This is a genomic window from Terrabacter terrae (assembly GCF_039529575.1).
Taxonomy (GTDB): domain Bacteria; phylum Actinomycetota; class Actinomycetes; order Actinomycetales; family Dermatophilaceae; genus Terrabacter; species Terrabacter terrae.
In genome coordinates, this window is record NZ_BAAANB010000021.1 from 1,499,067 (window position 1) to 1,512,275 (window position 13,209).

Here is a 13,209-nt window from a genome sequence, read left to right on the forward strand (position 1 = left end):
CCGTAGCGGGTGGGGCGCTCCTCGTGGAAGGGTGCGGACGGCATACGGCCGCCGCGGGACGGGTGCTCAGGCGGCCTCGAAGCGCGCCAGCTCGGGAACGCGGACACCGTTCTCGGCCGCGAGCCGGGCGTACGACTCCAGCTCGCCGGTGCACACCTGCACGCGGTAGTCGTCTCCGGCCTGCCGCGCGTCGGCGAGGTCGCCCAGCGCGTCGTTGACACGTTGCCTGATCTGGTCGACGAACTCGGTCATGGTGCCACCTCCGGGCCTGGGGGGTTGTCGATCGGTCGGGTCCGCAGACCCTATCGCGCCTTCAGAGCATCAATGTGCACGCCCGATGGTCGAGGAAGTGCAAAGCGCTGGTGTGCGCTTGGCCCGAAAAGGGTAGGAGTGGTGCGCTACGTCCCGCAGCCGTCTCGGGCCTCGGCTCGGGCAAGGTGACAACGGCCCGGGGATCAGGCACCATACGCGCACCCGGACAACATCCGGACCGCTCACGAACGCCCTAGGCTCCGCGGCTCTCCCGGGGAATTCCCTTGGGAACAAGCACGAGGCCACGAGCGTTCTCCGCGTCACAGCCGCAGGCGCATCACGAGTAGAAGCGAGACAACCAGATGGCAACCGATTACGACGCGCCACGCAAGACGGACGACGACCTGAGCGAAGACTCGATCGAGGAGCTCAAGTCCCGTCGGGTCGACAAGACGTCGTCGAGCGTGGATGTCGACGAGACAGAGCAGGCCGAGGGCTTCGAGCTCCCGGGTGCCGATCTCTCCGGTGAGGAGCTGTCGGTCCGGGTCCTGCCGAAGCAGGCCGACGAGTTCACGTGTGGACGGTGTTTCCTCGTCCACCACCGCAGCCAGCTCGCCAAGGAGAGCAACGGCGTGATGATCTGCACGGAGTGCGCGGCCTGACCGCACCCCGGTCGCGCCGGCGGCAGGTTCAGGAGCAAGTAGGGTCGGTCCTCGTGACCGACCCTTGTGCTGTCCCGGTGCGCCGGCTCGACCCGGACCTGCCGGCGCCGGCCTACGCCCACCCGGGCGACGCCGGCGCCGACCTCTGCTCCCGTGTCGACGTGACCCTCCAGCCCGGCGAGCGCGCCCTCGTCCCGACGGGGGTCGCCCTGGCCCTGCCGCCGGGGCACGCCGGCTTCGTCCACCCGCGCTCCGGTCTGGCCGCGCGGCACGGGATCTCCATCGTCAACGCGCCGGGCACCGTCGACGAGGGCTACCGCGGCGAGATTCTCGTCAACCTGGTCAACCTCGACCCGCGCGAGCCGTTCGAGGTCCGACGCGGCGACCGCGTCGCCCAGCTCGTCGTCCAGCGCGTCGAGAGGGCGGAGTTCATCGAGGTGGACTCGCTCGACGAGACCAGTCGGGGGGACACTGGACATGGATCGACCGGCGGCTTCGCCGGTGCCCCACACGGTGCCGCCTCGCCGACACCGGGCTAGACGGTCTCCGTGGCGTGATCATCGGATACGGTTCGCCGGGCGCTGGCTCAGCGCCACGACGACCACTTCTCCGGTCGGGCGAGATGCCCACCGGGCCGCAGGACTCAAAGGACGGATTGACGTGGGACTCTTCAGCCGGGGCAAGTCGAAGGACCGCCCGGACACCGGTGCCGTGGACGCGGAGCGCACCGACGACGTCGTGGACGACGCGGCGGAGGCGGACGACGCCGCCGGTGCCGTCGACCTGGACGACACGGACGACACGGACGACGCCGCTCGCGCCGCCGGTCGCCGGAGTGGCGGGCCGCTCGATCGCACTGAGGTCGCGGACGACGGCGACTACCTCAACCTCGGCGCCATCTGGCTCCGCGGCCAGCAGGGCATGGAGCTGCGACTCGAGGTCAACGAGCAGGAGCAGCAGATCACCGGCGTGACGGCCGTCCTCGGTGAGTCCGCCGTCCAGCTGCAGGCCTTCGCAGCCCCGCGGACCGAGGGCGTGTGGGTCGACATCCGCAACGAGATCGCCGCGAGCATCGTCGGCGCGGGCGGCACCGCAGAGGTCCTCACCGGCGAGTTCGGCGAGGAGCTGCTGACGCGTATGCCGCAGGCCGGCCCCGACGGACGCACCGTCTTCATGCCGGCGAGGTTCGTCGGTGTCGACGGTCCGCGCTGGTTCCTGCGCGCGGTCGTGTCGGGCCGTGCAGCCATCGAGCCGGCAGCCGCCCAGGCGGTCCACGACGTCATCCGCACGACCGTCATCGACCGGGGCGACGAGGCGATGCCGCCCCGTGAGCTGCTGCCGCTGCGGCTCCCCGACGCCGAGCCCACCGGTGAGGTCGAGGGTGCCGGCGACGCCGAGAGCGCTGAGCAGGCGGGACAGCCCGGGCTCGATGACCTCAAGCCCTTCGAGCGCGGACCCGAGATCACCGAGGTTCGCTGATGACCTGGCCGTGTCGCGCGACGGGAGGCGAGGAGGGGTCCTCGTCGTCCTCGTCGACCCCGGCAAGCCGCACGGACGGAGCCACCCGGTGACCACCGGGCACCCGGGCGCCCTGCGACGGCTCACCGAACGCCTGACGCGCTCCTCCCACGACCTCGAGGCGGCCGAGCTGCGTCGCGAGTCGTCGGACCTGCTCGGCGTGGTCCACATCGGCGAGGCGCGGCTGCGCACCAAGGTCACCATCTGCGGCGAGGTCCGCTCTGTGACCCTGCGTCCCCGCGAGGAGACGCCCGCCCTGGACGTCGAGGTGTGGGACGGCACCGAGTCGCTTCACCTCGTGTGGCTCGGGCGACGGCGCATCGCCGGCATCGTCCCGGGGATCAAGCTGCGGGCCACCGGTCGCATCACCTCCCAGCGCAAGCTGAGGACGATGTTCAACCCCGCCTACGAGATCGTCGGCCGGGCCGGTCAGACCCATGACTGAGCCACCCGGCGACGCGGCGCTGTCCGAACCGGACGACGGCGACGGGGTCGCCCGCTCCGAGGCCGACCTGCGCCGCTACGACTTCGTCGAGGAGCTGCTCCGCGACAAGCTGTCCGAGGCCCTCGGCGGCTGGCGCGGGGCGGTCGAGTCGGCGGTCCCGACGCTCGCCTTCGCGCTCACCTGGGCACGGACCGAGAACCTGCGCACCGCCCTCGTGGTCGCCGGCGCCTGCGTGGCCGTGCTGCTGCTCGTGCGCCTGGTCCAGCGACAGGACCCCCGATTCATCGCGTATGCCGCTGCAGGGGTGGGCATCTCGGCCTTCTTCGCGCTGCGCTCGGGTCGCGCCGAGGACGCATTCCTGCCGGGGATGCTGCAGAACGCCGGGCTGCTCGTGCTCCTGCTGGTCACGAACCTCACCCGTTGGCCGCTCTTCGGTTTCGTGGTGGGTGTGGCCGAGCCCGAGGCGTTCGCCGAGAACCCGACGTGGTGGCGCCGGCACTCCGGCATCGTGATGGTGGCAGCACGGCTCGCCTGGGTGCTGATCGCCCTCAACGTCGTGCGGCTGGCGATCATGGTCCCGCTCTACCTCGCCGAGCAGGTCGCGGCTCTCGGCGTCGCCAAGGTCGTCCTCGGCTGGCCGGCCTACCTCGTGGCGGTCACCGCGATGGGCGCGATCCTGCTCCGTGGCCGCACCCCGATCGACCCCAACCGCCTGGCCTGAGGCTCCTCGTCGCAGAACCCCTGGCCCAGGTGCGGTCAGCCCTCGGCGACCGCGTGGTGGCGCTCGTCGGGAGCGACGAGCTCCTGCAGCCGGTCCTCCTGCTCGGTCGTCGTGATGAAGAGCAGCTCGTCGCCGGCCTCCATCGCGTCGTCCGTCGTCGGGGCCAGCGGACGCTCCTCGCGGATGATGGCGACGAGGACCGTGTCGGTGGGCCACTCGACGTCGCCGACCCGGCGTCCCGCGAAGGGGCTGCCCTCGGGGAGCGTGATCTCGACCATCGAGGCGCGGCCCTGTTGGAACTCGAAGATGCGCACCAGGTCGCCGATGCTCACGGCCTCCTCGATGAGGGCGGTCATCAGCCGCGGGGTGGACACGGCCACGTCGACGCCCCAGGACTCGTCGAACATCCACTCGTTCTTCGGGTTGTTGACCCGCGCGACCGTGCGCGGCACCCCGAACTCGGTCTTGGCCAGCAGTGAGAGGACGAGGTTGGCCTTGTCGTCACCGGTGGCGGCGACGCAGACGTCGGACTCCTCGAGCCGGGCCTCCTCCAGGGCGGCCAGCTCGCAGGCGTCGGCGAGCAGCCAGGAGGCCTCCGGCACCCGGGATGCCTGGACGTCGTCGGCGTCCTTGTCGATGAGCAGTACCTGGTGCCCGTTGCCGAGCAGCTCACGGGCGATGGAGCGGCCGACGCTTCCGGCTCCGGCGATGACGACGCGCATTGGTTCTCTCCTGAGTGCCGGTCAGTGGGGGGCCGGAGCCTGGTCGCAGAGCCGCTCGACACGGGCGAGGTCGTCGCGCAGGACGGCCAGGTGCACGAGGTCGCCCTGCTGGACGACCATGTCGGGGCGGGGCAGGGTGCCCTCGCCGAGCCGGGTCACGTAGGCGACCCGCGCGCCGGTCTGCTCCTCGACATCGGTGAGGTGTCGGCCGATCCACGGCTCGGCGAGCGGCACCTCGGCGATGACGATCTTGCCGCTGGGGTCGGTCAGCTCCGGGACCGCGCCCTGGGGTAGCAGCCGCTGGATCATCTGGTCGGAGGTCCAGCGGACCGTGGCGACCGTGGGGATGCCGAGGCGCTGGTAGACCATGGCGCGCTGCGGGTCGTAGATGCGGGCGGCGACGTGCTCGACCCCGAACGTCTCCCGGGCCACCCTGGCGGCCAGGATGTTCGAGTTGTCACCGCTGCTCACGGCGGCGAACGCGTACGCGTCCCGGATGCCCGCGGCGACGAGCGTGTCACGGTCGAAGCCGATGCCGGTGACCGTCTGGCCCTCGAAGGAGGTGCCGAGGCGGCGGAAGGCCGACGCGTCGGAGTCGATGATCGCGACGTCGTGACCGGCGCGGCCGAGGGTGCGGGCGAGGGTCGAGCCGACGCGGCCGCAGCCCATGATGACGAAGTGCACGGACGCGACGCTACACCGTGGGGCACCCGCCGACCGTGCGGCCCGCGGGCAGTGACAAAGGGGGCGGACGGCATACGCGTCGTGCTCCGACGACCGGCTTTATCGACGGGCCCGGGGCAGCTCTGGCGTCCGGGGTGCCGGCGCTCGGGAGCCGGTCTGTGGGCCTGTGCGATCCGTCATACAGTGTCGTCGTGCCCGGTACCGGTTCGCTGTTCAAGCGCCTCCTCCTCGGTCGCGCCATGCGCAGCGACAAGCTCGGTGAGACGCTCCTGCCCAAGCGGCTCGCCCTGCCCATCTTCGCCAGCGACGCCCTGTCGTCGGTGGCGTACGCGCCCGACGAGATCATGCTCATGCTGGGCCTCGCGGGTGGCGCGTTCGTCACGACGCACAGCTGGCAGGTCACCATCGGCGTCGTCCTCGTCATGGTCGTGGTCGTGGCCTCCTACCGGCAGAACGTCCACGCGTACCCGTCGGGCGGCGGCGACTACGAGGTGGCCACCGAGAACCTCGGGCCGAAGGCGGGCCTGACCGTCGCCAGCGCGCTGCTCGTCGACTACGTGCTGACGGTCGCGGTGTCGATCTCCTCCGGTGTGCAGAACGCAGCCACCGTGCTCGGCTTCGTCCGTGGGCACGAGGTGATCGTGGCCGTCGCCCTCATCGCCTTCCTCACCGCCATGAACCTCCGAGGCGTCCGCGAGTCGGGCAAGGCCTTCGCGGTGCCGGTCTACGCGTTCATGCTGGCGATCCTCGGCATGGGCCTCTACGGGTTCGTCCAGGAGGTGACCGGCACCCTGCAACCGGCGGAGAGCGCCGGCCTGACCCTCGTGCCGCAGGGCGGTGAGGAGCTGACCGGGCTCGCGGCCGCCTTCCTGCTGCTGCGGGCGTTCTCCTCCGGCTGTGCGGCCCTGACCGGCGTCGAGGCGATCAGCAACGGCGTCCCCGCGTTCCGCAAGCCCAAGAGCCGCAACGCGGCCACCACGCTGCTGCTCATGGGCACGCTCTCGATCACCATGCTCGGCTCGATCATCGCCCTCAGCCAGTGGACCGGGGTCAAGATGGCCAACGACCCCAGCACGCAGCTGCTGCGCAACGGCCAGCCCGTGGGTGACGGCTACGTGCAGCACACGACGATCGGCCAGCTCTCGGAGGCCGTCTTCGCGAACTTCCACATCGGGGTCGTGTTCGTCTCGATCGTCACGGGCCTGATCCTCGTGCTCGCGGCCAACACCGCCTTCAACGGCTTCCCGGTGCTCGCCTCGATCCTGGCCCGGGACGGCTACCTGCCGCGGCAGATGCACACCCGCGGCGACCGGCTCGCCTTCTCCAACGGCATCGTCATGCTCTCGGCGGCAGCCATCGTCCTCGTCATCATCTTCGACGCCGAGGTGACGGCGCTCATCCAGCTCTACATCGTGGGAGTCTTCGTCTCCTTCACGACGAGCCAGACCGGCATGGTGCGGCACTGGACCCGCAACCTGCGCCTCGAGCGCAACCCCAAGGAGCGGGCGCGGATGCAGCGCTCCCGGGTCATCAACGCCGTCGGCGCCGCGATGTCCGCCACGGTGCTCGTGGTGGTGCTGATCACGAAGTTCCAGGCCGGGGCCCGCTACGCGATCCTCGCGATGGCCGTCCTCTTCTTCCTCATGCTGGGCATCAAGCGGCACTACTCGCGGGTGCGTGACGAGCTCGAGATCGACTGGAGCATCGAGCGGCCCATGTTGCCGAGCCACGTGCACGCCATCGTCTGCATCTCCAAGGTGCACAAGCCGACGATGCGCGCCCTGGCCTACGCACGCGCCAGCCGGCCCACCTATCTCGAGGCGATCACCGTCGACGTCGACCCGGAGGAGACGCAGTCGCTGCTCGACGAGTGGGACACGCACGAGATCCCGGTACCGCTGAAGGTGCTCGCCTCGCCCTACCGGCAGATCACCAAGCCGATCCTCGACTACGTCCGCTCCATCCGCAGCGGCAACCCTCGCGACATCGTCACCGTCTACCTGCCCGAGTACGTCCTCGGGAAGTGGTGGGAGCAGCTGCTGCACAACCAGAGCGCCCTGCGCCTGAAGGCCCGGCTGCTCTTCACCCCCGGCGTCATGGTCGTCAGCGTCCCGTGGCAGCTCCAGTCGTCCGAGGGCGCCGAGCGCGACTGGATCGACGAGCCGCCGATCAGCGGCTCGGTGCGCGGCGGCGCCCTGTGAGCGCCCGATGAGTGCCCGGCGGACGCGAGAGCGGGCCGAGCGCGGACCGTCCCTCGTCGGCGAGGAGTGGACCGTCGACGTCGGGCCGGTGGCCCACGGCGGCCACTGCGTGGCCCGCCACGAGGGACAGGTCGTCTTCGTGCGGCACACCCTGCCGGGGGAGCGGGTCGTGGCGCGCGTCACCGAGGGCCGCGTCGGCGACAGCTTCGTCCGCGCCGACGCCGTCGAGATCCTCGAGGCGGCTCCCGGCCGCGTCGAGGCACCGTGCCCGTATGCCGGCCCCGGCCTCTGCGGGGGCTGCGACTTCCAGCACGCCTCGCTCGACACCCAGCGGGCGCTCAAGGGCGCCGTGGTGCGGGAGCAGTTCGCCCGCATCGCCGGCCTCGACGTCGAGGTGGACGTGCGCCCCGTCCCGGGCGACACCGACGGGCTGCGCTGGCGCACCCGTGTCGAGTTCGCGGTGGACGACGCCGGCCGTGCCGGGTTGCGACCGCACCGCTCCCGGGACATCCTGCCCGTCGACACCTGCCTCATCGCGACGCAGGGCGTGCTCGACTCCGGGGTGCTCGACACCGAGTGGCCCGACGTGGAGTCGGTCGACGTCATCGACGCGGCCCACCCCGACGAGCCGGTGCTCGTCCCGCTGCCGACGCCCGAGGGCTCCGACGGCAGCGGCGGCCTCGTCGGTGAGCTGGTGCGTGACGGGGACTGGGAGGGCGAGTACGTCGTCGCCGCTCGCGGGTTCTGGCAGGTGCACCCCGGTGCCGCCTCGACGTTCCTCTCGCGGGTGGTGGCGCTGCTCGGCGTCCGGCCGGGCGACCGGGTGGTCGACCTGTATGCCGGTTCGGGGCTCTTCGCCATGCGCCTCGGCGAGCTCGTGGCGCCGGGCGGTTTCGTCCTGGGGGTCGAGGGCGACCGGCGTGCCGTCGACAACGGCACCCACAACACCGAGCACCTCGACAACGTCGAGTGGCGTGCCAACCGGGTGGACCGCGAGCTGCGCTCGCTCGTGGGCCAGGGAGTGACGGCAGACCTCGCGGTCCTCGACCCGCCGAGGACCGGGGCGGGCAAGGACGTGATGGCGCTGCTCGCCTCGCTGGGCCCTCGACGCGTGGTCTACGTCGCGTGCGACCCCGCCGCGCTGGCGCGCGACGTCAAGGCCGCTACCGCACACGGGTACTCGCTCGCGTCCCTGGAGGCGTGGGACGCCTTCCCGATGACGCAGCACGTCGAGTGCATCGCCGTGCTCGAACCCGCCGACCGGGACTGAGCGACCTACGACCGTCCGACCGTCCGACCGCCCCGGGTCTCCGGGGCGGTGCGAGGGCCGTGCGGGCGTCGGGAGACCATGGGCGCCATGTCGTTCAGCTATCCCGTCGCCGTGAAGTTCTCCGAGATCGACCTGGCCGGCGTGGTCTTCAACTCGCACTACCTGACCTGGTGCGAGGACGCCAAGATGGCCTTCCTCGACGACGTGGGCTTCGGGCCCTACTGGTTCGCCGAGCACGGTCGCCTCGCCCTGGTGCGGCACGCCGAGATCGACTGGACCGCGAGCCTGAGGCCGCTGGACCACGCCGACATCCGGGTCGTCGTCGAGCGCATCGGCACCTCGTCGTTCACGCTGCGTCATGAGATCTGGCGTCGCGGTGAGTCGGCCCTGCTGACGGCCACGTGCGTCATCACCTACGTGTGGTTCGACACGGCCGCCGGCGCCAAGGCGCCACTCGATTCCCACTTCCGCGAGGCGCTCGAGGCCTCCCGCGTGGCATGAGCGCCCGGTGTCACAAGGGAGACAGGTGGGCGGGACGGGGGAAGGATTGGCGGGTAGGGGTGCACTGACAAGAACCGGCCCGTGTGGTTAGATATCTTGACGTCAAGATAAATGGTGCAGCATGACATCAGAGTTGCTGGAAGGAGCCCGTCGTGGGCAGTGTTGACAGCTTCAAGGCCAAGGGAACCCTCGAGGTGGGTGACCAGTCCTACGAGATCTACCGGCTGGCAGGGGTCGAGGGTCAGGAGACCCTCCCGTACAGCCTCAAGGTGCTCCTCGAGAACCTCCTGCGCACCGAGGACGGCGCGAACATCACCGCCGACCACATCCGCGCGATCGGCTCCTGGGACGAGAAGGCCGAGCCCTCCACGGAGATCCAGTTCACGCCCGGCCGCGTGATCATGCAGGACTTCACCGGTGTCCCGTGCGTCGTCGACCTCGCCACCATGCGCGAGGCCGTGGGCGACCTCGGCGGCGACCCGGCCCGCATCAACCCGCTCGCGCCGGCCGAGCTGGTCATCGACCACTCCGTCATCATCGACGTCTTCGGCCGCGCCGACGCGTTCGAGCGCAACGTCGAGATCGAGTACGAGCGCAACCGCGAGCGCTACCAGTTCCTGCGCTGGGGCCAGAGCGCCTTCGACGACTTCAAGGTCGTCCCGCCGGGCACCGGCATCGTGCACCAGGTCAACATCGAGCACCTGGCCCGCACCGTCATGGTCCGCGAGATCGACGGCGAGCGCGTCGCCTACCCCGACACCTGCGTCGGCACCGACTCGCACACCACCATGGTCAACGGCCTCGGCGTCCTGGGCTGGGGCGTCGGCGGCATCGAGGCCGAGGCCGCCATGCTCGGCCAGCCCGTCTCGATGCTCATCCCGCGCGTGGTCGGCTTCAAGCTGAGCGGCGCCATCCCGACCGCGGCGACCGCGACCGACGTCGTCCTCACGATCACCGAGATGCTGCGCAAGCACGGCGTCGTCGGCAAGTTCGTCGAGTTCTACGGCGAGGGCGTCTCGCAGGTGCCGCTCGCCAACCGCGCCACCATCGGCAACATGAGCCCCGAGTTCGGCTCGACGTGCGCCATCTTCCCGATCGACGACGTCACGCTCGACTACCTGCGCCTGACTGGCCGCTCCGACGAGCAGGTCGCCCTCGTCGAGGCGTACGCCAAGGAGCAGGGCATGTGGCTCAAGGCCGGTCCCGACCAGCCCGAGGCCCGCTACAGCGAGTACCTCGAGCTCGACCTGTCGACGGTCGTGCCCTCCATCGCCGGCCCGAAGCGTCCCCAGGACCGCATCGCGCTCAGCGACGCGAAGGAGGCCTTCCGCAAGGTGCTGCCCACCTACGTCTCGCACGAGGAGGGCGACTCGGGCAACGCCGAGTCCTTCCCGGCCAGCGACCCCGGTCTCGACGACGGCGGCGACAAGCCGTCCGACGGCGCGACGAACGGCCGCCCGAGCAAGAAGGTCAGCGTCACCGACGCCGAGGGGCGCGAGTTCGAGATCGACCACGGCATCGTCTCGATCGCCTCGATCACGAGCTGCACCAACACGTCCAACCCGTCGGTGATGATGGCGGCCGCGATGCTCGCGAAGAACGCCGTGGAGAAGGGCCTGTCGGTCGCCCCCTGGGTCAAGACGTCGATGGCGCCCGGGTCCAAGGTCGTCACGGGCTACTACGACAAGGCCGGCATGTGGCCCTACCTCGAGAAGCTCGGCTTCCACCTCGTCGGCTACGGCTGCACGACGTGCATCGGCAACTCGGGTCCGCTCAACGAGGAGATCTCCCAGGCGATCAACGACAACGACCTCGCCGTCACGTCGGTCCTCTCGGGCAACCGCAACTTCGAGGGGCGCATCAACCCCGACGTGAAGATGAACTACCTCGCGAGCCCGCCGCTCGTCATCGCCTACGCCCTCGCCGGCACGATGGACTTCGACTTCGAGACCGAGCCGCTCGGCCAGGACGCCGACGGCAAGGACGTCTTCCTCGAGGACATCTGGCCGGCCCCGGCCGACGTCGAGCGCACGATCGCCGACTCGATCAGCCAGGAGATGTTCACCGAGGACTACGCCGATGTCTTCGCCGGTGACGAGCGCTGGCAGTCGCTGCCCACGCCCGAGGGCGACACGTTCGCGTGGGACGGCGAGTCGACCTACGTGCGCAAGCCGCCGTACTTCGACGGCATGTCGATGGAGACGACCCCGGTCGCCGACATCGAGGGCGCGCGTGTGCTCGCCAAGCTCGGCGACTCGGTCACGACCGACCACATCAGCCCGGCCGGCGCCATCAAGAACGACAGTCCCGCCGGCAAGTACCTCGCCGACCACGGCATCGAGCGCAAGGACTTCAACTCCTACGGCTCGCGCCGCGGCAACCACGAGGTCATGATCCGTGGCACGTTCGCCAACATCCGCCTGAAGAACCTCCTGCTCGACGGTGTCGAGGGCGGCTTCACGCGCGACTTCACCAAGGGCGGCGAGCAGACGACGATCTACGACGCCGCGCAGAGCTACGCCGAGGCCGGCACCCCGCTCGTGATCCTCTCGGGCAAGGAGTACGGCTCGGGCAGCTCGCGTGACTGGGCGGCCAAGGGCACGAGCCTGCTCGGCGTCAAGGCCGTCATCGCCGAGAGCTACGAGCGCATCCACCGCTCCAACCTCATCGGCATGGGCGTCATGCCGCTGCAGTACCCGGCCGGCCAGAACGCCGACTCCCTCGGCCTCGACGGCACCGAGACCTTCTCGATCACCGGCATCACGGCCCTCAACGAGGGCGCGACGCCGAAGACCGTCAAGGTCGTCGCCACCAAGGAGTCCGGCGAGACCGTCGAGTTCGACGCCGTCGTCCGCATCGACACCCCCGGTGAGGCCGACTACTACCGCAACGGCGGCATCCTCCAGTACGTCCTGCGCTCGCTCGTCAGCGCCTGACCCCAGCCGATCCCAGCTGGGTTGCCCACGGGCCCCGTATGCCGCATCGCGCGGTGTGCGGGGCCCGTTCGGTTTCGCGCGCGACCCCGCCCGGCGGCATCCGTCGGCAGGTGGCATGCTCTCCAGCGTGAGCGAGCGACACGCTGCCCTGGCCCTGTGGGAGAACGACGTCGAGTGGGTCCAGGCCCCGGACGTGCACTATGCGGACCCCCATGTCGAGGGAGCTCCGGCCACGACCTACCGGGCGCGCTACTGGGAGTCCCCGGTCATCGAGCTGGACTGGGCGGCAAGAGAGCTCATCCCGTCGTGGAATGCGCGCACCCCGGGCGGCACGTGGTTGCAGGTCGAGGGGCGCGTGGCCGACGAGGGCGGATGGTCGCCGTGGTTCACCTTCGCGCGGTGGGCCGAGGACGACGTGGCGGGGGAGTCGCCGATCACCCGAACGTCGGTCCCCGGCCAGAGCTTCGAGGCAGGACACGTCGAGGCGGACAGCTGGGTCGCGGCTTCCGGCCACGAGTTCGACCGGTGGCAGCTGCGCCTCACGGCCCTCGCCGGGGCGAGCCACGAGCAGCCCTGGCCCGACGTGTCGCTCGTGGCGGCGGTGGCCTGCCGGATGAGCATCGACCCGGACGAGCCGACGAGCACGCCGGCCGTCGGACGCGGGCACGAGGTGCCGGTGCCCGTGCACTCGCAGCGGCTGCACGTCGACTCGTTCCCGCACTGGGACGACGGCGGCCAGTCCTGGTGCTCACCGACGTCGACCACGATGGTCCTGGCCCACTGGGGACTGGCGCCCAGCCCTGCCGAGTCGGCCTGGGTGGGGCACGACACCGACCCGGAGGTCGTGCACGGCGTGCGCCGGGTCTTCGACCGCGACTACGGCGGAGCGGGCAACTGGTCGTTCAACACCGCGTATGCCGGCGCGCGCGGCCTGCGAGCGTACGTGACGCGGCTGCGCGACCTCACCGAGGTCGAGGCCTTCGTCGCGGCCGGGGTGCCGCTCGTCGTCTCGGTGACCTTCCGGGAGGAGGAGCTCGACGGGGCCGGCTACTCGACGAAGGGCCACCTGCTCACCGTCGTCGGCTTCACCGCCGAGGGCGACGTCATCTCCAACGACCCGAACTCGCACCGCGTGGCGAGCAACGACGAGGTGCGCACGGTCTACCGGAGGGAGCAGTTCGAGAGGGTCTGGCTGGGCGCTGACGGCGGCCTCGCGTACGTCATGCACCCGCGCGACGTCGCCCTTCCGACGGCGCCGGTCGAGGCCAACTGGGCATGAGAAGGCTCGCTCGAGTCA

At 70.6% G+C, this 13,209-nt stretch carries 13 protein-coding genes; 10 read left to right on the top strand and 3 right to left on the bottom strand.

The window, feature by feature from the left end; translation table 11 throughout:
• Positions 1-66 precede the first annotated feature (66 nt).
• Positions 67-252, bottom strand: a complete 186-nt coding sequence (locus tag ABD194_RS17215) for a hypothetical protein (RefSeq protein WP_343993610.1) — start codon at positions 250-252, stop codon at positions 67-69.
• Positions 253-614: 362 nt separating this feature from the next.
• Here ABD194_RS17215 and ABD194_RS17220 point away from each other — a divergent pair, with 362 nt between their 5' ends.
• The 5 genes from ABD194_RS17220 (at position 615) to ABD194_RS17240 (ending at position 3,598) form a co-directional block, all read left to right on the top strand.
• A complete protein-coding gene (locus tag ABD194_RS17220) occupies positions 615-914 on the top strand; it encodes a DUF4193 family protein (RefSeq protein ID WP_142186733.1) in 300 nt (99 codons plus the stop codon).
• A 53-nt stretch (positions 915-967) separates the two neighbouring features.
• Positions 968-1,453 carry a dUTP diphosphatase gene (gene dut, locus ABD194_RS17225; protein WP_343993616.1) on the top strand — a complete coding sequence of 162 codons (486 nt, stop codon included), beginning with the start codon at positions 968-970 and terminating at the stop codon, positions 1,451-1,453.
• A gap of 121 nt (positions 1,454-1,574) precedes the next feature.
• Positions 1,575-2,393: a DUF3710 domain-containing protein gene (locus tag ABD194_RS17230; RefSeq protein ID WP_343993618.1), complete on the top strand. Its 819-nt coding sequence runs from the start codon at positions 1,575-1,577 to the stop codon at positions 2,391-2,393.
• Positions 2,394-2,403: 10 nt separating this feature from the next.
• The gene (locus tag ABD194_RS17235; RefSeq protein WP_343993620.1) at positions 2,404-2,877 is read left to right on the top strand and encodes an OB-fold nucleic acid binding domain-containing protein; all 474 of its coding nucleotides are present in this window, start codon (positions 2,404-2,406) and stop codon (positions 2,875-2,877) included.
• Complete coding sequence (locus tag ABD194_RS17240; RefSeq protein WP_343993622.1) at positions 2,870-3,598, top strand: DUF3159 domain-containing protein; 729 nt, start codon at positions 2,870-2,872, stop codon at positions 3,596-3,598. Before ABD194_RS17235 ends, ABD194_RS17240 begins: the two co-directional genes overlap by 8 nt.
• Positions 3,599-3,633: 35 nt before the next feature.
• Here the strand turns inward: ABD194_RS17240 and ABD194_RS17245 are convergent, their stop codons facing one another.
• Both ABD194_RS17245 and ABD194_RS17250 read right to left on the bottom strand, forming a co-directional pair.
• Positions 3,634-4,320, bottom strand: a complete 687-nt coding sequence (locus ABD194_RS17245; protein WP_343993624.1) for a potassium channel family protein — start codon at positions 4,318-4,320, stop codon at positions 3,634-3,636.
• A gap of 21 nt (positions 4,321-4,341) precedes the next feature.
• Positions 4,342-5,004 carry a potassium channel family protein gene (locus ABD194_RS17250; RefSeq protein WP_343993627.1) on the bottom strand — a complete coding sequence of 221 codons (663 nt, stop codon included), beginning with the start codon at positions 5,002-5,004 and terminating at the stop codon, positions 4,342-4,344.
• A 239-nt stretch (positions 5,005-5,243) separates the two neighbouring features.
• Here ABD194_RS17250 and ABD194_RS17255 point away from each other — a divergent pair, with 239 nt between their 5' ends.
• The 5 genes from ABD194_RS17255 to ABD194_RS17275 all read left to right on the top strand — a co-directional run bounded on the left by ABD194_RS17255 (position 5,244) and on the right by ABD194_RS17275 (position 13,191).
• Entirely contained in the window at positions 5,244-7,205 is a 1,962-nt protein-coding gene (locus ABD194_RS17255; protein ID WP_343994193.1) for an APC family permease, read from the top strand.
• A 7-nt stretch (positions 7,206-7,212) separates the two neighbouring features.
• Entirely contained in the window at positions 7,213-8,475 is a 1,263-nt protein-coding gene (locus tag ABD194_RS17260; protein WP_343993629.1) for a class I SAM-dependent RNA methyltransferase, read from the top strand.
• Between the two features lie 87 nt (positions 8,476-8,562).
• Positions 8,563-8,976, top strand: a complete 414-nt coding sequence (locus tag ABD194_RS17265; RefSeq protein WP_343993631.1) for an acyl-CoA thioesterase — start codon at positions 8,563-8,565, stop codon at positions 8,974-8,976.
• 152 nt (positions 8,977-9,128) lie between these two features.
• A complete protein-coding gene (gene acnA, locus ABD194_RS17270; protein WP_343993633.1) occupies positions 9,129-11,912 on the top strand; it encodes an aconitate hydratase AcnA in 2,784 nt (927 codons plus the stop codon).
• Positions 11,913-12,039: 127 nt separating this feature from the next.
• Positions 12,040-13,191, top strand: a complete 1,152-nt coding sequence (locus ABD194_RS17275) for a C39 family peptidase (RefSeq protein ID WP_343993635.1) — start codon at positions 12,040-12,042, stop codon at positions 13,189-13,191.
• Positions 13,192-13,209: the final 18 nt, after the last annotated feature.

Bases quoted from the DNA above. Each gene is read 5' to 3' on its own strand.
- ABD194_RS17220 (WP_142186733.1), top strand. From the start codon at position 615: ATGGCAACCGATTACGACGCGCCACGCAAGACGGACGACGACCTGAGC.
- ABD194_RS17240 (WP_343993622.1), top strand. From the start codon at position 2,870: ATGACTGAGCCACCCGGCGACGCGGCGCTGTCCGAACCGGACGACGGC.
- ABD194_RS17260 (WP_343993629.1), top strand. From the start codon at position 7,213: ATGAGTGCCCGGCGGACGCGAGAGCGGGCCGAGCGCGGACCGTCCCTC.
- ABD194_RS17245 (WP_343993624.1), bottom strand. From the start codon at position 4,320: ATGCGCGTCGTCATCGCCGGAGCCGGAAGCGTCGGCCGCTCCATCGCC.
- ABD194_RS17255 (WP_343994193.1), top strand. From the start codon at position 5,244: ATGCGCAGCGACAAGCTCGGTGAGACGCTCCTGCCCAAGCGGCTCGCC.
- ABD194_RS17215 (WP_343993610.1), bottom strand. From the start codon at position 252: ATGACCGAGTTCGTCGACCAGATCAGGCAACGTGTCAACGACGCGCTG.
- ABD194_RS17265 (WP_343993631.1), top strand. From the start codon at position 8,563: ATGTCGTTCAGCTATCCCGTCGCCGTGAAGTTCTCCGAGATCGACCTG.